Origin of the sequence: Paenibacillus camerounensis, from assembly GCF_000723885.1 — a bacterium.
Taxonomy (GTDB): Bacteria; Bacillota; Bacilli; order Paenibacillales; family Paenibacillaceae; genus Paenibacillus_AQ; species Paenibacillus_AQ camerounensis.
Genome location: NZ_CCDG010000015.1, coordinates 37,196 through 57,882, shown reverse-complemented (window position 1 = coordinate 57,882; position 20,687 = coordinate 37,196). Strand labels below are relative to the sequence as shown.

The window sequence follows — 20,687 nt, the reverse complement described above, 5'->3', positions numbered from 1 at the left end:
GGCATCCGGCTGCACCGCCGCCGTCCGCACCGGCTTGCCGCCGCGCGGCGCTGCGCTCTCCCGGCGCGGGCTGCCTTGGCCCGGCGCCGGTCTGCGGGCTTCATCCGCCGGCAGTACCTTGCCGGCGGACAGGGCCCGTTCCTCGAGCTGAATATCCAGCTCGCGGGCGAACTTGCGCATGATAAACGTCTGCTGCTCGGTGACAATCGTCACCGACAGCCCGCGTTTGCCCATGCGCCCGGTGCGGCCGGCCCGGTGCACATAGTGCTCGGCGTCAAAGGCCGGATCGAAGCTGACGACGAGCGTCAACTCCTCAATATCAAGACCCCGGGCCGCCACGTCGCTGGCGACCAGCACGCGGAACTTGCCGTCACGGAATTTTGCCAGCACATTGCTGCGCGTTACCTTATCGGCATCACCGTACAGTGCCGCCGCCGTAAGGCCAAGATGGTTCAGCTTCGCTTCCACCTCGGCGATATCCTCCGTCGCATTGACGAACACAATCGCCCGCTTCGGATTATGGTGGCGGATGACGCGGCGCAGCATATCAATCTTGTTCCGCTCCTCCGACACCACATAGTGATGCTCCAGCGTCTGGGCGGTCATTACACCCGGATCAATACCGACCTCGGCCGGGTTCTTCATCTCACGTGAAGCCAGTGCCTTGGTCTCAGGACCGATAGTCGCAGACAGCATAACAAGCTGGCGTGTGCGCAGCGCGCTGCTGACGATCTTCGCAACCTCGCCGGCTCCGCTCAGCTGGAACATCTGGTCAGCTTCATCGATAACAATCGTGCTGACCTCATGCATCTTCAGCTTGCGCAGGCCGATCAGCTCGCGGATACGCCCCGGCGTGCCGACAACCAGCTGGGGATGCTCGCGCAGCTTATCAATCTGGCGTTTGATGGCGGCCCCGCCGATCAGCCCCATCACCTTAATGCCGCGGTGGTCTCCGTAGCGCTCGGCCTCGCGGAGAATCTGCATCGCCAGCTCCTGGGTCGGAGCCAGCACCAGCTTCTGCACCACCCTCTGCTCCGGGTTAATCGTTTGAAGCAGCGGCAGCAGGTAAGCCAGCGTCTTGCCTGTTCCGGTCTGGGAGGCGGCAAGCACGTCCCTGCCCTCCAGCAGCAGCGGGATCGTCTGCTCCTGAACGGGAGATGGAGCGGAAATGCCGAATTCCGACAATCGGGCAACAAGGTCCTCCTGGAGGCCGATGGCCGCAAAAGAAGCATTAGTCATAAGTATGTTTCATCCTTTTCGCTAAGTTAATATCTTCATTATATGCCAAAAAGGCCTCTCCACCAAATGGAAGGCCATTTCCTTATACACATAGATCTATTTACGGTTCATTGCGTTATAGGTCAGCTTGTCTGCCAGGCGGGGGAACAAACCGTACAGCCGGATGCCGAAGCCGGCAATTCCGGGAAGATCCATCTCTTCCTTGCGCTTTTCCATCAGCTTGACGATCTTGGCGGAGACGAATTCTGGAGTCATCATCATCCGGGCTACACTCTTCTCGTAGTTGCCGGAGGGGTCTGCCGTCTTGAAAAAATCAGTGGCAATCGGTCCCGGATTAACCGCCGATACCGTGATGCCGCTCTTGCGCAGCTCCTGGCGAAGCGCATTGGTGAAGCCCAGCACAGCATGCTTGGTCGCCGTATAGGCAACCGACCGGGCTGTGCCGATTTTGCCGGCCATCGAGGCTACATTAACAATCTGCCCGCCGCCCCTCTGCAGCATATGCGGAACAACAGCCTTGGTACAGCGGACAATCCCCATGTAGTTAACGTCCATCATATCATCGAATTCCTGCGCTTCCATCTCGGTGAATCCGGCAAATTTGCCGTAGCCGGCGTTATTCAGCAGAATATCAATTCTGCCGTATGCCGCCAGGATTTCATTGAACACCCGCGCAACCTCAGCCTCATCAGTAACATCGCAGGGATACAGTCCAAAAACGCCCGGAATTCCGGCCGCTGTCTCTTTCAGCTTTTTCTCCGAACGGGCCAGCAGGAGGGGAACCGCCCCCTTCTCGCTGAGCATCCGGGCCGTTATGGCCCCGATCCCGCTTGAAGCTCCTGTAATTACTACTATTTTGTCTTTAAGTTGCATGAAGGTCCTTCAGCTCCTAAGAGTACGCCTAAGAAATCATTACCTGAATATCAAGCTCCCCAATGCCTTCCATAAGCAGCGGAATGCTGAGTGCTTTACGCGGGAAAACGGCCATGCTCTCCAGTTTCATCAGCTTCGGAGGTGTAATATCCACAGATACTCCTTGGTTGGATAGAATCGTACTGGCATTTCCGCTGATCATATTTCCCAGCTCTGAAATCGCACTCTGTCCCATTTCATCCATTTCTGCAATCGGATAGCCGCCCATCATTGCGGATACCATCTTCAGCGCCACATGCTCCTCAAGCCCGAATATAATATCCCCGCTGAGCTGTCCTGTCATCCCCACCTGAATCCATATATGGTTATCGATCAGTTCAATATCCTTGATACCCAGATTTCCGGTCGATGGCGAGACCTGAACCACCTGCTCAATTACAATACGTGCAGACTCTAGAAATGGATTAATTACTTCTGCTTTCATGAAAGTGCTGTCCCCCCTCTACCTGGCTTTAGTCATATACCAAAAGTCCTAAGTAATAATGATTTATTATACTTCATATATCGGCATTATTCATCAAAAATTAATGCTCTTGTCGAAGGAATTCTCAATATAGTTTTCTCCTCCGCATTGCCCTGCCGGATGTAATCTCCTATAATTTAATCAAATACCCACACTCCGCGTAAGATAAGCCTGTACTACCATCCCTTGTTCCTATGTAACACTCAGCCCTGCAATCCTGTGAAAACGCCCGGTTTCCACACTATACAGATATTCAGCGATACGATTCGGTAGTAAAAGGGGGCACATCTATGAACATTAGCCAGCTGGAGACACTGATAACGATCTCCAAAACGATGAGCTTTCGCAAAGCAGGTGAACTGCTTAACCTGACCCAGCCGGCGGTTTCGGCGCAGATTAAGAGCCTGGAGGAAGAGTTCAAAACACAGCTTGTGGACCGGAACCAGCCGGTCACCCTGACGGACAGGGGCAGAGTATTCCTTACTCATGCCGAGCAGATTGTCAGCATTGTCGAGGAGCTGAAGCAGCGGCTTGCCGATTTGGACGAGAATCCCCAGGGACATATTATTCTCGGCACAACGACCTCTATTGCCATTCAAATTCTGCCGCGCATCCTGTCTTATTTTCAGGACCAGTTCCCGCATATCAAAACCTCCATCTCCTCCATGTCCTCATCACAGATTTATCAGCAGGTGGAGAGCGGACTGGTCGATGTCGGAATCGGCTATCTGATCGGACAGAATCCGGGCATGACCACCTCGGTCCTGTATTACGATACCTTTGAGCTGGTTGTCTCCCCGAGGCATCCGCTGGCCCAGGTAAAAACAGCGGGAATCGAAGCGCTCGGCGCGACGCCGCTCATCCTGCTCTCCCCGGATACGGTCGGCCGCAGATTTGTTGATGATGTCCTGGCCCGGCACGGCATTCAGCCCCAGGTCATCATGGAGCTGACGAGCAGCGAGGAAGTAAAGCGGATGGTTGAGCTGGATCTCGGCGCTGCCGTCATCTCCAAGCAGTCTGTAACTGCCGAGGTGCGTAACGGGACGCTCCGCATCGTTCCAATTATCGAGCTGGAGGTTACCCATCCGGTTGGCGTCATCACTAAGTCAGGCAAATATGTCAACTCTGCCATGCGCCAGTTCCTCAGTGACCTGAAGGGCATGCCTGAGACCCAATTCATCGGTTCGGAATAAACGGTATGCAGCGCTGCTGACGTACACACACTATGGCCAAAGGAGATGTTCATGCTAATGAAGTTTGACCTGCACACCCATCATTTCCGCTGCGGCCATGCCGACGGAAGCATCAGGGATTATATAGAAGCCGGCATCGCCGCCGGCCTTAACGTCATCGGGATTTCCGACCATACACCATACTTCGGCCATTCGTCCGAACAGGCTTTTCCCCATATTGCCATGGCCAAATCAGAGATTGTGAATTATGTGGAAGAAGTGCTGGCCCTGCAAAAAGAATACGCCGGCACCATCGACGTCCTGCTCGGCATCGAATCCGATTATTTCCCGGAGCATGCAGAGCTGTACCGGGCTACGCTGGCTGCTTATCCCTTTGACTATGTAATCGGCTCCGTACATAGCGTGAACGGGGACAGCATTTTTAACAAGAGCCGCTGGAAAAAGCTCAGACCGGAGCAGATGCAAGCGGTCAAAGCCGAGTATTACCGCCTGATTGCCGAATCCGCCCGCAGCGGCATGTTCCAGATTCTCGGCCATATCGACGCAATGAAGGGTAACTATCCCCAGTTCTGCGATATTCCTGCCGCCGCTGAGATTGATGAAGCGCTGCGGGTCATCGGTGAATGCCGGACTGCAATCGAGATCAACACCTCGGGAGGCACGAAGCTGTGCGGCGGCTGGTACCCGTCGGACGATATTCTGGAGCGCGCGCTGCATTACGGTGTTGAAGTCAGCTTCGGCTCTGATGCGCATAAGCCTTCGAGGGTGGCAGACCAGCGGAATGCTGTAGAGGTCCGGCTGAAGGAAATCGGCTTCAAGGAATGGGTATATTACAAGCGCCGGGAGCGGGTTGCCGTTCCTATTGAATAAATCATGGATCAAGTAGAAACGGCTATGCCGTCCTTCAAAGATTATTGACAGCGTAAAACATTTAAATTCTTATATTTCAAAAAAGCACCGCAGCAGCAAAGGCCCCGGGAAGCATAACAGCTTACCGGTCTGTCCTTTACCGCTGCGGTGCTCTGTTTATTAGGCAGCTTAGAATTTATGCAGATTGCCGCAGGTGAAGCCCTGCTTGGGAAGCGTCTTCCCGGCATCCCCGTACTGCGGGTTCAGTGCATAGAAATGGGCAATGACCGCGCTCCAGTCCCGTTCCGTCTGGCCGGCGGACTTCTGGTACTCGCGGAATTCCGCATTGTAACTGCGGATGCTGCCTTCCAGATCACGATTGTAACGCTCCTGATGGTATACGGCCTCCAGCGGCAGCCGCGGCTTCTTCGGCAGCTCTTCGCCAGGATAGCCGATACATAGGCCGACTACCGGGAACACATACTCAGGCAGCTCCAGAAGCCCGATGACGCTTTCGGTATTACGGCGGATCCCGCCGATCGGGATAATGCCGAGCCCCAGCGATTCAGCAGCAGCTACTGCAGCCTCCAGTGCAATCCCCACGTCCACAGCACCGACAAGCAGTGCATCCGTATCGCCTCCAGCCTCAAACGGCTGCCCCTCCAGCTCGGCCGCCAGCTTGGTCCGGTAGAAGTCCATGCAGAACACCAGAAACACCGGCGCGTCTGCCACATGCTGCTGTTTTCCGCTCAATTGCGCGAGTTGTTCTCTGCGCTCCTTGTTCTGCACGGCAATAATGGTGACCTGCTGCCCGTTAACCCAGGATGGCGCTGCCTGCGCCGCTTCAATAATGGAGCGCAGCTTCTCCGGCTCTACAGGCTTGTCTGCATACTTCCGGAACGAACGGTGATTATTTAGAATGTTCAATACCTCATTCATTGGATAATTCCTCCTGATCCTTAATGAACTTCTCCTGTGTCTAATCATAACCCGGCGGCAGCCGCAGCCGCCAGTATTTCAGCCTATGTATGCCAGCCCCGCAGCCCATTCCCGGCAGGAGGGCAAAAAAAATGGACCCGGATCTCCGGGTCCCAACAGCAGTTATATTTCAAAAGGGGGTCATGTACTTAGTTTAACCGGACACTGTTAGAGTTTGATAACGGCTTTATTTCAATTGTGTAACAATGCTGAACACTTTTATGACATCGCCTGATCCGTCTGCCACCGGAACAATACGTTCCAGGGTCAGCCCGTTTTTGAGCATAACCCGCTCGCTTCTCAGATTGCTGCCGCGGCAGCGCCCCTCGATCCTTTGCAGACCCAGCTCCTGTACGGCGTAATCCAGCATCAGCCCGACTGCTTCTGTAGTGAAGCCTGCACCCCACCAGTCCGGATGCAGCATGTAACCTAACACGGCCTTGCCCTCATGCCGGTTCCAGTTCTGCAGTGATACCGTCCCAAGCAGCTCCCGGCCGCCCCCGGCATAGATTCCGGCATGCAGGGCGCAGGGATCATGGGCATAAATCATCCGCTGAGCCAGTTTGTCCAGAACAGCCTGCTGGGATCCGGCGCCGCAGCGCATTACAATATGCGGCTGAACCTCCGGATGCGAGAGAAGAGCCTTCAGCCTGCCCGCTTCAGCAGGCTGGACCGGCCTGAGTTCAACAGCTGTTCCTTGCCGGACGGTGAATGATACTGTTTCATAAGTAATCATAAATCCTCCTCTTCTCAGCAGCTATTCCGGCATTGTCCTGTCCTCTGTGTCAGGCCCGGCGCAGGGTGAATACGGTCAGCTCCGGCCTGCACAGCAGCCGCAGCGGCATATAGGTTTCGCCGAAGCCTCTGTTCACATAGACCGGCATTGCTTTTGCTGCGGTATAGTATAAACCGCTTATGTATTTAGTCGAGCCGTAGGGCGTGTAGGGTGCCCCTACTAACGGCAGGCGGATCTGTCCGCCATGGCTGTGTCCTGATAATTGCAGGTTAAAGGGATAGCCCTCGGCCGTATCGGCATAATCCGGCTCGTGCATGAGCAGCACCGTGAACATGTCAGCCGGAACATCCTTCAGCGCAGCTGCAGGATCTGGACTGCCCTTGAGCATATCCTCAAGTCCGGCAACCGCGATTCTCTCACCGCCGCGGCTGATGACATAGGACTGATTCCTGAGGACAACAAAACCCGCAGACTGCAGCAGACGGGTAAGCAGCTCTGTATTCTTATAATCATGATTTCCAAAAATAGCGTATTTCCCGAGCGGTGCAGTCAATTCTGCCAGCAGCGCAACAGAATCATTCAGATCCTCGGCATCGCTGTCCACTATATCGCCCGTGAAGCAGATCATATCCGGCCTGGCCTCCTTGATATGCTTCACCAGCCGCTTAACATCACCGGCATCTTTATTGAAGCCCAGATGCACATCGCTGAAATGAACAAGCCGCGTTCCGGCAAAAGCCGGCGGCAGCTGCCTCAGCGGTAGCTCCAGCTCTGTCACCTCAAGCCAGTTAGGCTCTCCCTGCCAGACATACCCGCCTGTAAGCAGCCCCGCCCCGAATAAAGCGCTGGTTCCCCGGGCCAGGAACTGGCGGCGGGTCATCCTGCGGCGGCTGGCGCCTGCCGGGTTATTACTATTGGGAGAAGTCCCGGACGATTCTCTATTCATAGGGAGATTCTCCTTTGCACCAAATTGGATCATATTGTTCAGCCTCAACCGTATAAATGCTGAGAATGCTTAGCATTAAGCAGGCGTTTCCCCCGCAAAACCGGTCACCATAATCCGGCACTCCTCCTCCGGTGTCTCGCGGTATGCACGGGCTATCCCCTTGTCGGTAATGTCCTTACGGCTCACCTTGCGCAGTATGATGACAGTCTCCACCTCATGGGTGAACGGAAACGGCTCCAGCCGCAGTGTCGCTTCATCCTGCCACTCGGCGGTAATTACCCGGCCGGAGGTGAATTTAAAATCCTCGCTGCCCGAGAAGCCGTCCTTCCACCACGGGTGCTCTTCGGATTTGGGGCTGCCCGGCCGGTTCAGCGCCATATACAGCGACAGGTCATCACAGAACTGCAGCAGTCTGGCATCATAATACAGCTCATCTTCACCGATCGGGACGGCGCGCTGCTCCAGCTCACGGTGAATGCTTGCCCGGCGCTCCGCTTCATCCTTCTGATACTCCTCCAGCTCCGGACATTCCTCTCCGGACACCTCAATCAGCCGTTCAAAATGCAGGCTGCACAGCAATGCGCCATAGGGGGAGACCGCTTCAATTTCATTAAGCCCCCGCCGGTAAAAGGTAAGCTTAGGCACGACAGGAAAATCAATAAAGCTGTAAGGGGCGTTCTCGGCATCATTCCAGAAGGGTGTCTCATCCAGATCAATCCAGCCCCGGTCGTGGTTGGCAATGGACCACAGCACTTCATCGCGGCGTACAGATTCGGGCACCTGTTCATCCTTGAACCATTTGGCAAGCTCTCCGGCCAGCCGCCCGTGCTCATGCTGCTTAACCATGACAATTGTTCCATCCTGCTCTCGACAGATCAACGTAATTCCTCCCCCGGTACTCCTTAAATTGAAAGCGCATTAACCAAGAAGATTATAACATGCAGTTCTATAAATGTTTAAGTTTACCTTTTTTTCGCTGTTCCTTATGTATTGACGGAATGTATATCATGTACCCGCTTTTCCGCGCAAAAGAAACATATAAAACATTACCAGCCGGGTCTTAAGGCCTGTAGTTCACAGAACTGTACTAATCGTACTTTATCCCCGCGCCTTTAAGCAATAAAGCCGTTCCCCAAGGCGGAAACAGCCTTGGGGAACGGCTTTGAACAGAATAATTGCAGCGGTAAGGCGCTACACGCCCAGCCAGCGCTTGAACATATGCTTGGTAGTCTGCTTATTGATCTCGGCAATCGAGGTGGTCAGCGGAATGCCTTTCGGACAGGCGCGCACACAGTTCTGCGAGTTACCGCAGCCGTCGATCCCGCCGTCCTCCATCAGCGCCTCCAGGCGGTCATCCGCGTTCATTTCGCCAGTCGGATGGGCGTTGAACAGGCGTACCTGGGAGATCGCTGCAGGGCCGATGAAATCGGTCTTCTCATTGACGTTCGGGCAGGCCTCCAGGCAGACGCCGCAGGTCATGCATTTGGACAGCTCATAGGCCCACTGGCGTTTTTTCTCGGGCATCCGCGGACCCGGACCGAGATCGTAGGTACCGTCAATTGGAATCCATGCCTTGACCCGCTTAAGGGCATTGAACATCCGGCTGCGGTCAATGACCAGGTCACGTACCACCGGGAAGGTCTTCATCGGCTCAATCCGTACCGGCTGCTCCAGGTTGTCTATCAGTGCGGCACAGGCCTGGCGCGGCTTGCCGTTGATCACCATTGAGCAGGCCCCGCATACTTCCTCAAGACAGTTGGAGTCCCAGCAGACCGGCACCGTACTGTCACCGCTTGCGTTAACCGGATTACGCTGGATTTCCATCAAAGCGCTGATTACATTCATCCCCGGCCGGTACGCCAGCTCAAATTCCTCATTATAAGGTGTGCTCTCCGGTTCGTCCTGGCGGGTAATGATAAATTTCACGTTTTTGGGAGCTGCAGCAGTTTCCGCCATATCGGTTACCTCCTAAAAGTTTTGTGAGCGTTACTTCTCCGGTTATCCTTCGTACAAAACTCGCTTCGAAAGCATACGCGATTATAATTAATCCTTGGAATAGTCACGCACCCGCGGCGGAATCAGCGACACATCTACAGCCTCATAGGAGATTTGCGGGCCATCCGCCGTCCATGCCGCTTTGGTTGTCTTGAGGAACTCCTCATCGTTACGGTTCGGGAATTCCGGCTTGTAGTGGGCTCCGCGGCTCTCATTGCGCAGCAGCGCTCCGAGTGTCATCGCCTCGGCCAGCTCCAGCATGTTCCACAGCTGGCGGGTGAAGGCAACGCCCTGGTTATTCCAGCGCGAGGTATCGCTCATATTGATGTTGCCGTAGCGCACCTTAAGCTCTTTGATTTTGCCGATCGTCGCTTCAAGCCGCTTGTTCTCACGCACCACGGTCATATTGGCGGTCATCCATTCGCCCAACTCCTTATGGATTACATAGGCGTTTTCTGTACCTGACATGTTCAGCAGTGATTCGTATTTGCCAACCTGCTGCTTGTGGAAGCTGTCGAACACGGTGGACGGAATATCCTGCACGGACTTCTTAAGCCCTTTAATATATTCTACCGCCTTCGGTCCCGATACCATCCCGCCGTAGATTGCCGAGACGAGCGAGTTCGCGCCGAGCCTGTTCGCACCGTGGTACTGGTATTCGCATTCGCCCGCTGCGAACAGTCCCGGGATATTGGTCATCTGGTTATAATCGACCCACATGCCGCCCATTGAATAATGCACAGCCGGGAAAATCTTCATCGGAATCTTGCGGGGATCATCCCCCATGAATTTTTCGTAGATCTCGATAATGCCGCCGAGCTTGACGTCAAGCTCCTTCGGGTCCTTGTGCGACAGGTCCAGGTAGACCATGTTCTCGCCGTTAATGCCCAGGCCCTGATCGACACATACATTAAAAATCTCCCGGGTGGCAATATCGCGCGGCACCAGGTTTCCGTAGGAAGGATATTTTTCCTCCAGGAAGTACCATGGCTTGCCGTCCTTGTAAGTCCAGATACGCCCGCCTTCGCCGCGCGCCGATTCCGACATCAGCCGCAGCTTGTCGTCGCCCGGAATCGCCGTGGGGTGGATCTGGATGAATTCCCCGTTGGCATAATGGACACCCTGCTGATAGACCGCGCTGGCCGCGGTTCCTGTATTGATGACCGAGTTGGTTGTTTTGCCGAAAATAATGCCCGGCCCGCCGCTGGCGAGAATAACCGCATCCGACGGAAAGGTCTGAATTTCCATCGTCTTCAGGTTCTGGGCGCTGATACCGCGGCAGACGCCCGCATCGTCCAGAATAACCGAGAGGAACTCCCAGTTCTCGCTCTTGGTTACAAGGCCCTCCGCCTCCCAGCGCCGTACCTGCTCATCGAGCGCATACAGCAGCTGCTGTCCGGTAGTCGCCCCGGCAAAAGCCGTCCGGTGACGCTTCGTACCGCCGAACCGGCGGAAATCGAGCAGCCCCTCCGGTGTACGGTTGAACATAACGCCCATCCGGTCCATCAGGTGGATAATCCCCGGCGCAGCCTCACACATCGCCTTAACCGGCGGCTGGTTCGCCAGGAAGTCACCGCCGTAGACGGTATCGTCGAAATGCTCCCAGGGCGAGTCTCCCTCGCCCTTCGTATTTACAGCCCCGTTGATGCCTCCTTGGGCGCAGACCGAATGCGATCTTTTGACAGGGACCAGAGAGAATAGATGAACATGTGCGCCGGATTCCGCCGCCTTGATGGTAGCCATCAGGCCAGCCAGCCCGCCGCCCACGATAATGATATCGGCTGATGCCATGAGAGTTCCTCCTAAAGTTTTGTAGGGTACATATAATATAGCTTTGTACAAAACCGTCTCTTTTAACAGCCGTCACCCGCTTAAAGCAGCGTTCTGAGGGTCTGTGCGGCGCCGGCCGCTGTCTGGAATTCACTGTCACGGAAGGCGAACAGCGAGATCAGGAACATAAAGGTTACAATAACGAAAAGACCGAGACAGAGCACGGAGGACACTTTTTGTGAGCGCGGCCCGACGGTAATGCCCCAGCTGATCAGGAAAGACCAGAGTCCGTTTGAGAAGTGGAAGCAGGCTGCAATGATAGCGATCACATAAATCGCCAGCATCAGCGGCTGAGTCACAATATCATGCATGACGCCGCCAAGCTGCTCATGTTCAACATTGCCTACGGCAACCTGAACCCGCGTCTCGAACATATGCCAGACGATGAACACGAAGGTAATGACCCCGCTGATCCGCTGCAGGGTATAACGCCAGTTTCTTTCCAGGTTGAAGCGGCTCAGGTTCGGCTTGGACTGGTAAGCGATATACAGCCCGAAGACTCCATGGTACAGCAGCGGAAGCCAGATGCCGAACAATTCCAGGAAGAAGACAAGCGGAAGGCTGTTCAGCCACACCACACTGTCAATGAAGCCTGAAGCGCCACCCTCTACTGCCGCGAAATTCGTCATCATGTGTTCGATGAAGAAGAATCCGAGCGGGATAACGCCGAGCAAGGAATGAATCTTTCTGGAATAAAATCCTCTCATGCAAAGTGTCCCCTTTCCGATTAAAACAGCGTTTTCATTAATGAGCATACACCGCCGGGAGTACAGTTGAAACAGGGGAAGGAAGGCCTAATCAGCTCGCCAGACATCTATTTTCACCGCTATCCATTGTTTTCCCGGACTTTGCTCTAACATTCACAATATGTGAATATCTTGTGTCACTTTTCATGTTACTCTTTTTTGTCTTATAAGGGAATTGCAATCTAATTATTAAACGTTATACAATAAATGCATAAGAATATTTTTAATATGATAATAATTCTCATTTAGAACCTTGGTTTCCTGGTTTAATCCGCTTTTTCCGATATTGGATCGTCTTTTCCCGGCAGCTATGCTATGAGCATTATCACATTCATCCATAGACAATGAGCGTAAAGTATCAGCATTACCATAGATTGGTCAAAGGAGAACCCCCTTATGTTCGATGATTTGGACATTTTTGCTGCGGTTGTAGAGCATTCCAGCCTCAACCGGGCCTCGCGCCAGCTCAATCTCTCACAGCCTGCCCTCTCCCGCAAAATCTCGAAGCTGGAGGAGCGCCTCGGCGTATCCCTGTTCAACCGGTTCGGCAAGCGGCTGGAGCTGACTGAGGTCGGACGCCTTACTTATACTTATGCACTTGAACAGCGGCTGCAGCGCTCCAAATTCCTTGAAGCCCTGTCCAAATTCAAGGAAGGTGAGCCGCAGCTCGTTACCCTGGGGGCCAGCCTCACCACCCTGCAGACGACACTGCCGCCGCTTGTGAACGCCTACATGGAGAAATATCCGGCTGCCGAGCTGAAGCTGATTACCGGACGGACGCATGAGATTGTATCCTCCGTCAGCGAAGGCCGGAGCGATGTCGGGATCGTCGCCTCCTCCATCCAGGAGCCGGGCCTGCGCTGCATTCCGCTGTTTGAGGACCAGCTCAGGCTGGTCGTCTCCGAGCACCATCCGCTGACCCTTAGTGCAAAGCTGACAATGGATGATCTCAACCGGCTGCCGATGATTCTATTCTCTAAGGGAACCTGGTACCGCCGTATGACTGATGAGCTGTTCCAGCGCTGCGGCACCGACCCTGATGTACGGATGGAGATCGACTCCTTCGAGGCCATCGTGCGGCTGCTGCCGACAATTAAGGCCGCTGCACTCCTGCCGAAGTCATACCTGCGTCCGGAGCTGCTGAACGGCGGCGGACTAGTCTCCCTGCATATCAAAGAGCTGGAGCAGACCCAGCGCACCACCTGTCTCATTTATCCCGGCAACGGCGGACTCAGCACAGCTTCGCGCTGCCTTGTACAGGTTACAGAGGAAGTGTTCCTGGCAGACCAGGAATAAACAGCAAATCCCCGGCAGGACGTTCCATACTACTATGGAATGTCCCGCCGGGGATGTTTTTATCCGTACGGCTGTTCAGTTATACTGGCTGCAACCGGATTAACGGAACTGGCCCGCATCAATTGCTTTTTGCTTCTCATCAAGGATTTCCTGGTAGCCTGCATCCAGGTAGGTTTTCTTCGCTGCTTCATAGTTGGCATCGAAGTCAGCTTCAGGAGCCAGTACAATCTTCACATAGAGTTCCTGGAAGAGGGTATTAAGATCTGCTTTGTATTCATTAACCTTTTCAAGAACGGTTGTGAACATGGCGTCCGGTGTGCGGAATTCAGCTACTTCATTGTAGTACTTCACCAGATCGTCAGCCAGATATTCATAGCCGGCAGGCGACCAGTTGCGCAGGTTCGCTTTGAGTGTCTTTTCAGGCTCAGGGTATTGCGCAATTTCTGTTACAAGACCCCAGTAGTCTTTATTGTTGTTCTGGGACAGGACAGATTCACCTTTGTAATCCGGGTTCTTAACAGCGATGCCTTCTGCATCAAGCGTGTAGTTCTCGCCTTCAATACCGTTCTGGAATTTGAACAGGTTCTCCGGCTGGCTCAGCCATTCCAGGTACATCCAGACTGCAGCGCGTTCTTCATCGGAGGTTTCATAGTTAATTCCCATGATGAAACCGAACGGCCAGTAGGCACGGCCTTGAGGCTGCTTGCCTTCCGGAACACCTGCAAATGGAGGCACGATAGCAAACTCAGCGTTAGGGTCATTGGCCAGCGTCGCGGATATAACATCCGTATTGTTGGTCAGATAGAGTCCAAAGGTACCTGTTTTGCCGGAAACAAACTCCGATTTGATTTTTTGCTCGTCAGTGCGCAGATAGAATTCTTTATCAATGAGACCGTTATTGTACTGGTAGTTCATGTTGCGCAGCCATAGCTCTGTATCCTTAGTAGTGAAATCAGCCACGCTCAGATCGGAATACAGCGCACGATACTTGGCGTCGATTGGCCAGTCACGGAAGGCATAGTTATAGTTGAAGCTATTGGCTGTCAAGCTGCCCCCGGTTACACCGAGTCCGGCTTCTTTCCATTTCGCGAGCATATCGTTGTATTTCTCAAGGGAAGTCAGATCCTCAACCTTCATACCCACCTTCTCTACCCAGTCTTTGCGGATAAGGGTAGTGAAGTTATCAGCTTCCGGACGGGCAGCGTAGAAGAAAATATTCTGGTCATCTACAATACCATACTGCTTGATGGTCTCACCCATACTGCCCCAATAAGTCGGCGCATAATTCTCAATCTCAGCCCAGTCCAGCGGCTGCATGACATCCTCACCATAGTAAGTAAGCGCTTGCGGCATATCGTAGTGGAAGATGATATCCGGAGCTTTGTGCGATGCCAGCAGCTGCTCATAGTCAATGACTTCACTCTTGCGGGTAATCGGAATAAAGTTAACATCAATGTTGTATTTGTCACCGAACTCTGCCTGCACCCAGCGGGTGTAGTAGTTATCCGTAACATTCCAGCCTTCGAACGCACGCTCATAGACCGGGATATCAAGCGAAACCTTGTCTTTGAAGCCTTGTGAATAATCCGGGTATTTCCCTTCAGCTGCAGCATTTGTAGCTGCTGCTGTCTCTGCAGGGCTGTTAGTGGCTGCGGCGTTCTGTTTATTGTTGTTGCCGGAGCATCCGGCCAGCATACCGGCGGTCATGACCGAGGCCATCAATAATGATACATACCCTTTTTTGTTCATCGCAATTCCCCCAATTATAGTTTTCGTATTGAAGTAGTACTGCTGTGGAACATATAATTACTCTTTGACTGCTCCGAGCATAACACCCTGTACAAAGTATTTCTGGACGAAAGGATATACGCAGAGAATAGGCAAAGTAGCAAACACAACAACAGATGCTTTCAGCACTTCAGGATTACTGAGTGTGACGGTGGTTGCTTCCAGCTGGAAGCTTTCACTGGCCTGAATAACCAGATAGTACAGCTTAAGCTGCAGCGGCCGCAGATCGGTCGCATGCTTGATATAGAACAACGCGTCCTGATAGGCATTCCAGCGTCCAACCGCGAAGAAAAGAGACAGCGTCGCGATAATCGGCTTGGAGAGCGGAATCACGATATTCCAGAGAATCCGGAAGTGTCCTGCCCCGTCAATCCGTGCAGATTCTTCCAGGCTGACAGGAATACTGCTCGTCAGAGAGGTCTTCATGATCAGCAGGTTAAAAACACTGAAGGAGAGCGGAAGAACCAGCGACCAGATCGTATCCATCAGCCCCAGATTGTTGATGTTCATGTAATCCGGGATAATGCCTCCGCTGAAATACATCGTGAACAGGAAGATGAAGGTGATGACCCGGCGGCCTTTGAACTGGGCTCTTGACAGCGGATAGGCTGCGCAGATCGTCAGGACCATCCCAAGAACAGTGAACAGCACAGTTACAATAACTGAGATGTACAATGACCGGAGAATACTGGCATCGGCAATAATTTTACCATATGCTTCCAGAGTGAAGCCTTTTGGCCACAGAAAAACTTTGTTGGCTATAACATAGGAATCAGAGCTTAGTGATTTGGAGGCCACATGCACGAACGGCAGCAGGCACACCAGCGAAGCAACAATCAGGCCGAATTTGATCAGCAGATCATAGATATCTATACGCCATTTGCCTGATGCGGCAGGACTTACGGTTGATGCTTTCATGGTTCCTCTCCTTTCTATAGGATTCCATCCTCGCCAAGCTTCTTGGCTACCCGGTCAGCTGATACTACAAGGATAATTCCGATTACGGACTGGAACAGTCCAATCGCCGTCGCCCGGCTGAAGTTGCCCGATTCAATCCCCCAGCGGTATACGAGAACCGGTATGGTGGTTGTAAATTCAGTAGTCGCCTTATTCTGCAGGGACCAGATCCGCTCAAATGAGCCGTCCATGACTTTTCCCAGACTCATAATCAGCAGGGTTACAATGGTTGCCCGGATTGATGGAATGGTAATATTCCATACCTTGCTCCAGCGTCCGGCCCCGTCAACGGTTGCTGCCTCATACATTTCGGGATTGATGCCGCTGATTGCGGCCAGATATATGATTGTTCCCCAGCCCATACTGTGCCATACGCCGATAGCCAGATAGCTGATCAGCCAGTTTGTATCCTCCTGAAGGAACGGCACCCTGGTTCCGCCCATCAATTCAATGAGATTATTGACGGCACCGCTTCCTTCGCTAAGCAGCTGGTAGGCGATTGCTCCGATAATAACCCATGACAGGAAGTGGGGCAGATACAGCAGGGTCTGGTTGACCCGTTTGAACTTGACGCTCTTCACTTCATTCAGCATGAGCGCCAGGACAATCGGCATCGTGAAGCTGAATAGAAGGTCAAGCACATTGAGCAGCAGCGTATTGCGGACAGCCCGTGTGAAATCAGGCTTGGAGAAGATCTGCTGGAAGATTTCGAAGCCTACCCATTCACTGCCCCAGAAGCCTCTGGCAATTTTGTAGTCTTTAAAAGCGATTACAAGCCCGGTCATCGGCAGGTATTTGAAAACGATTACAAAAGCGAGCGGAAGCATTACCAGCAGATACAGCTGCCAGTCACGGCGCAAGTAATAGAGCGGCCCGTATTTTTTTCTTAATAAAAGGGCCTGATTGGTTTGTGAAGCGCTTGCAGCTTTCAAAGTCTCACCCCCTGCAACATTTTATCTTTTGGCCGGCTGTGTGCTCCGGTGTGAATCCAATGTATCCCGATTATCCGGTTTTGCAAATCATGAGTATTGATGATTCCCATCAAATTTGATTAGACCGCGGTATTATCAGCTTTTGCGGCTTGTTCATAATCAAATATGATAGGCATTCCCAAAAATAAAACGCTTTCATTAACAGAGAAACAAATAAAAACCGCCGGCTGTCGGCCCCGAGAGGGCTCCTAGGAGCCCTTGCTCTTGGCCGACTTGTAGCTGCTCGGCGGCATACCTTCATATTTACGGAAAAAACGGTTGAAGCTCTGCAGATTATAATATCCTACCTCTGCAGCAATCTGCTTAATCGTCAGATCGGTATCCAGCAGCAGCTCCTTGGCTTTTTCGATACGGAGCTGGTTAAAGAAGTCGATCATGCTTTTACCGGTCTGCTCATATACGATTTTGCGCATATAGGAGTAGCTGATCCCGATATCCTTTGCCATATCCTCGAATACAATTTCCTCGCGGTAGTGCTCCTTCAAATATTGAAAGATCCGTTCCCCGTGATTTGTTTCGCCGGTGCTGTGATCCAGGCTCTGGACAATCTCCCGGAACATCTCGTGCAGATACTCCTCAAGCTCCTCCAGCGTATCCATAGCGGCCAGAATACTGTAGATGTTGCCCTTCCCGACAATCATTCTTCCGGTACCGATATGATTCTCGCGCAGATGCTTGATCGTCGCGCCCATCAGCTGGTGATATATGAACATGATGTTATCATACGAGATGTTGTCTTCTGCGCTGATCTGGCTGCGGATATTCTGCAGCTCTTTAAAGATACCGTCCAGATTGCCGGCATCCAGGAAGTTGAGAATCCGCCGTTCACTGCAGTCGAAATCGATATATTTGCGGCTGTGCTCCTCTTCATCCTCCCAGTACATAATGCTTCCGGCCCCGTTGATCATCCGCTGCTTTATCAGCTCCATTGCTTCAAACAGCCGCTCGGCCACCACTTCAGGCGCATCCGCCACATCGCTTACTCCGATTGTAACCGTATGCTCCAGCAGCGCAAGCGATTCATCACGGACCTTTTCCAGCGCCTGCTGGATAGTCTCCCTGCCTGCCTCATCCTCATCCGGGGCAAAATTCAGCACGATGACAATACAGCCGTCATTATGATAGACAGAGCTGGCCAGAATCCCCTGAGGGAAAAGGCTTTCAAACTTGGTGTTGAGCAGATAGCGGTGGTAGCTGCGTGTCTCCACATTGGTGTTACCGATATACACCCTGTAACGGTCGATCGAGACTACAGCTATCCGGTAATAGGCTTCAGGGAACACTTCGGTAATGCGCGGCGGAATTTCTCCGCGCAGCAGACGGTGAACCGCAAGGCTCCGGGTATCCTGCTCACGCTCCTGCAGCAGCTGGAACAGGCTCTCCTCCTCCTCCTGCATCCGCTTGAAGGCCATGTCCAGAAAGGCAAGCTCATTTTTGTTGGCGACTTCCAGATCACTCTTGGAGCGTATGGTCCGCACCAGCTGCCTCAGCGGCCTTGACAGCCAGGTAGCAAAAAAGAGCGCAAGAACGGTTCCGAGCAAAATAATGGCACCGGTCAGCAGAATAATATTCCCCTGCATATCCCTGGAATCGGCCATCATCTCATCCAGTGAGCTCCAGCTGACATTCCACCATCCGGATAACGCCGATCCGGTCCAGGCATAAACCATCCGCTTACCGTCAAGCTCACGGAACGCATAGCCTTCATTTATATTCTGATTCAGCAATTCACGGAGAAACGGCAGCTCATATCCGTCTGACAGCAGCAGTGATTTGTCATTGAAGGAAATCACCCTGCCATCGGAGTCCAGCAGCAGATTATTGCTGTTACCCACCTCTGTGGCATTCAGGTATTTGAAGATCTGGCTCTCCTTCATATTCACTACGACAATTCCGTGGGTGTTGGAGGACAGCCGGTTAAGCGGATACACATAGGAGACGACATTCTCTCCGGTATCCAGCTTGCGCGGAACCCATACGCCACTGATTCCCCGCTGATCCTCAAGGGCTGTACTCACCCAGTCCATCGCCTCATAGCGCTCCAGCTTCGTCACACTCTTGTCCGTAGAGACTACATAATCAGAGCCGTCCAGATAAAAGTATGAAGAAGCTACGCCGTCTATCCGGCGGTTGAGATTCAGCAGCTCATTCGTTACGGCCTTTCCCAGGCTGACATTCGTATAGTTGGAATTAATTTCATCGTATGTCTCGAAGCTGCGAATCCGGTCAAACACACTCGTTGCTGCCAGACGTGACGTATCCTGTACCATACTGGCCATTGCGTTTTCATTCAGCTTGCGGTTGGCATTAAGCCCCGCAAGCGTTGATTCCCCGATGGCTGCCTCTGAGTTCTCAATAATCTGCGACCCGCTGTACCAGGTAAGGATGGCTGTCGGAATAGCCATGATACAGAACAGAATTAACGCTAACTGCAGCATCATCGGTATTTTTTTCATAGTGCGCCCCCCTATAATCTCTAATCCCCATAGATGATCACAGCAAGCTATCTGAGGAACATAATGAGCTTCTGCAGCCCGAGCTCTCTGATTCCCTGAACAACCAGTTCAGCTATACGCAGACTGCCGCGCTCCTGGAAATGTGTATTGTCAACGGTACCGCCGGGATGATTCATCCATTCCCCCGGCGCTCCCCACAGAAAGATTGACTTGGTTGCTTCCGGTCCAGCTTCTTCAAACAGGATTCTGCTTTTCCCGGCCAGATCAATCAGCGGAACCTCTTTTTCCCCGGCCAGCTTTCTGACAGCCTCCAGATAAGCCCCGTGTGTGTCCTCGAGCTTGCCGGAAGCATCAAAATACCGGCGGTGCACAGAGGTAACCAGCACAGGGATCGCCTGCTTGGCACGTGCACCTTCAATATACTTACGCAAATACTCCGGATAGGTTGTCAGCGGGTCTGTATGGCGCGCTTCATCCCATTTCTGGTCATTATGCCCGAACTGGATGAATAAATAATCGCCTTCCCGGATCTCGTCCAGGATCGGCTGAAGCCGGTTTTCGCCGATGAAGCTTTTGGAGCTGCGGCCTCCTACAGCATGATTGGCAACCGTGACATCATGCTTGAAAAAGTACTGGAGCATCTGCCCCCAGCCGGAGAACGGAAAGCCCTTCTCATCCCCGACATCCGTAACTGTCGAATCGCCGGCCAGATATACTGTAATCTGTTCGCTCGTCTTCGTAATTTCCAGCGCATTAATCCGCGGGGCAACACCGCCGAATCTGAGCTTCAGCTGGCCTCCGCGCACGTTCACACCGAACATTTCCCGTGATACCTGTCCGGTAACTGTCCGGTAATTGTTAAGGATCAGCCTCTCCCCGTTAGTCTTAAGGGATGTGCAGGACGGCGCCGCCTCATCACCGGTCAGAATCGAAACAATATAATTACCGTCTTCAACATCTGCCAGAAAAGCCGTATTAAAAGGTATAACAAAATCCCCGGTAAGCTGCTGCTCCCCCCGGATATGCTCTGTCACCTGTGATACATCTGTAAACCCATAGCCCTTGCCGGCATCATAGCTGTCCGCAGCAGACACTTTGGTGAATCCTTCTGCCGCTGTCCCGGCGGGTCCAAAATCAAAACGCAAACTCATATTACATCCCCCTACTATAATTTAGATGAAATTTTAAACGCTTACAAGTTATATTACAGAAAACACTGAACAAAGGCATGCTTACCGTTATTTTAACATTATAAGAATCGGTTAATATATAATTTTAGAGCGATTTTTC

General features: G+C 52.7%; 18 protein-coding genes. 3 read left to right on the top strand and 15 right to left on the bottom strand.

Going from position 1 to position 20,687, the window contains the following annotated elements; all coding sequences use genetic code 11:
- The 3 genes from BN3772_RS06275 to BN3772_RS06265 all read right to left on the bottom strand — a co-directional run.
- Positions 1 to 1,239, bottom strand: a 1,239-nt coding sequence (locus BN3772_RS06275) for a DEAD/DEAH box helicase (RefSeq protein ID WP_052380401.1), incomplete at its 3' end; no start/stop codon positions are given.
- A 96-nt stretch (positions 1,240 to 1,335) separates the two neighbouring features.
- Positions 1,336 to 2,112, bottom strand: a complete 777-nt coding sequence (locus BN3772_RS06270) for an SDR family NAD(P)-dependent oxidoreductase (protein ID WP_042197873.1) — start codon at positions 2,110 to 2,112, stop codon at positions 1,336 to 1,338.
- A gap of 28 nt (positions 2,113 to 2,140) precedes the next feature.
- A complete protein-coding gene (locus BN3772_RS06265) occupies positions 2,141 to 2,596 on the bottom strand; it encodes a chemotaxis protein CheX (RefSeq protein WP_039876796.1) in 456 nt (151 codons plus the stop codon).
- A gap of 329 nt (positions 2,597 to 2,925) precedes the next feature.
- On the opposite strand from BN3772_RS06265, the gene BN3772_RS06260 reads away from it, so the two are divergent.
- A complete protein-coding gene (locus BN3772_RS06260) occupies positions 2,926 to 3,828 on the top strand; it encodes a LysR family transcriptional regulator (protein ID WP_042197871.1) in 903 nt (300 codons plus the stop codon).
- Positions 3,829 to 3,885: 57 nt separating this feature from the next.
- Positions 3,886 to 4,698 (top strand): histidinol-phosphatase, encoded by an 813-nt coding sequence (locus BN3772_RS06255; RefSeq protein ID WP_042197870.1) that lies wholly within the window; start codon positions 3,886 to 3,888, stop codon positions 4,696 to 4,698.
- Positions 4,699 to 4,866: 168 nt separating this feature from the next.
- Here the strand turns inward: BN3772_RS06255 and BN3772_RS06250 are convergent, their stop codons facing one another.
- From BN3772_RS06250 to BN3772_RS06220, 7 genes are all read right to left on the bottom strand, one after another.
- On the bottom strand, positions 4,867 to 5,616 hold the full coding sequence (locus BN3772_RS06250; RefSeq protein WP_042197868.1) for a nitroreductase family protein: 750 nt from the start codon (positions 5,614 to 5,616) through the stop codon (positions 4,867 to 4,869).
- 226 nt (positions 5,617 to 5,842) lie between these two features.
- Positions 5,843 to 6,391, bottom strand: a complete 549-nt coding sequence (locus tag BN3772_RS06245) for a GNAT family N-acetyltransferase (protein ID WP_052380400.1) — start codon at positions 6,389 to 6,391, stop codon at positions 5,843 to 5,845.
- A gap of 49 nt (positions 6,392 to 6,440) precedes the next feature.
- Positions 6,441 to 7,337 carry a metallophosphoesterase gene (locus BN3772_RS06240; protein WP_042197866.1) on the bottom strand — a complete coding sequence of 299 codons (897 nt, stop codon included), beginning with the start codon at positions 7,335 to 7,337 and terminating at the stop codon, positions 6,441 to 6,443.
- 75 nt (positions 7,338 to 7,412) lie between these two features.
- Entirely contained in the window at positions 7,413 to 8,216 is an 804-nt protein-coding gene (locus BN3772_RS06235) for a DUF3891 family protein (protein ID WP_042197864.1), read from the bottom strand.
- Between the two features lie 312 nt (positions 8,217 to 8,528).
- Positions 8,529 to 9,293: a succinate dehydrogenase iron-sulfur subunit gene (gene sdhB, locus BN3772_RS06230; protein ID WP_042197862.1), complete on the bottom strand. Its 765-nt coding sequence runs from the start codon at positions 9,291 to 9,293 to the stop codon at positions 8,529 to 8,531.
- A gap of 87 nt (positions 9,294 to 9,380) precedes the next feature.
- A complete protein-coding gene (gene sdhA, locus BN3772_RS06225; RefSeq protein ID WP_042180370.1) occupies positions 9,381 to 11,123 on the bottom strand; it encodes a succinate dehydrogenase flavoprotein subunit in 1,743 nt (580 codons plus the stop codon).
- Between the two features lie 80 nt (positions 11,124 to 11,203).
- Entirely contained in the window at positions 11,204 to 11,869 is a 666-nt protein-coding gene (locus BN3772_RS06220; RefSeq protein ID WP_042180372.1) for a succinate dehydrogenase cytochrome b558 subunit, read from the bottom strand.
- Positions 11,870 to 12,304: 435 nt separating this feature from the next.
- Between BN3772_RS06220 and BN3772_RS06215 the strand changes: the two genes are divergently transcribed.
- Complete coding sequence (locus tag BN3772_RS06215) at positions 12,305 to 13,204, top strand: LysR family transcriptional regulator (RefSeq protein WP_042197860.1); 900 nt, start codon at positions 12,305 to 12,307, stop codon at positions 13,202 to 13,204.
- Between the two features lie 99 nt (positions 13,205 to 13,303).
- Here BN3772_RS06215 and BN3772_RS06210 read toward each other — a convergent pair whose 3' ends face one another.
- The 5 genes from BN3772_RS06210 to BN3772_RS06190 all read right to left on the bottom strand — a co-directional run bounded on the left by BN3772_RS06210 (position 13,304) and on the right by BN3772_RS06190 (position 20,548).
- Positions 13,304 to 14,953 (bottom strand): type 2 periplasmic-binding domain-containing protein, encoded by a 1,650-nt coding sequence (locus BN3772_RS06210; RefSeq protein WP_042197859.1) that lies wholly within the window; start codon positions 14,951 to 14,953, stop codon positions 13,304 to 13,306.
- Positions 14,954 to 15,010: 57 nt separating this feature from the next.
- Positions 15,011 to 15,910 carry a carbohydrate ABC transporter permease gene (locus BN3772_RS06205; RefSeq protein WP_042197857.1) on the bottom strand — a complete coding sequence of 300 codons (900 nt, stop codon included), beginning with the start codon at positions 15,908 to 15,910 and terminating at the stop codon, positions 15,011 to 15,013.
- 14 nt (positions 15,911 to 15,924) lie between these two features.
- Entirely contained in the window at positions 15,925 to 16,881 is a 957-nt protein-coding gene (locus BN3772_RS06200) for an ABC transporter permease (RefSeq protein ID WP_042197855.1), read from the bottom strand.
- A 248-nt stretch (positions 16,882 to 17,129) separates the two neighbouring features.
- Positions 17,130 to 19,397 (bottom strand): helix-turn-helix domain-containing protein, encoded by a 2,268-nt coding sequence (locus tag BN3772_RS06195; RefSeq protein ID WP_042197853.1) that lies wholly within the window; start codon positions 19,395 to 19,397, stop codon positions 17,130 to 17,132.
- A gap of 47 nt (positions 19,398 to 19,444) precedes the next feature.
- The gene (locus BN3772_RS06190; protein ID WP_042197851.1) at positions 19,445 to 20,548 is read right to left on the bottom strand and encodes a rhamnogalacturonan acetylesterase; all 1,104 of its coding nucleotides are present in this window, start codon (positions 20,546 to 20,548) and stop codon (positions 19,445 to 19,447) included.
- Positions 20,549 to 20,687 lie beyond the last annotated feature (139 nt).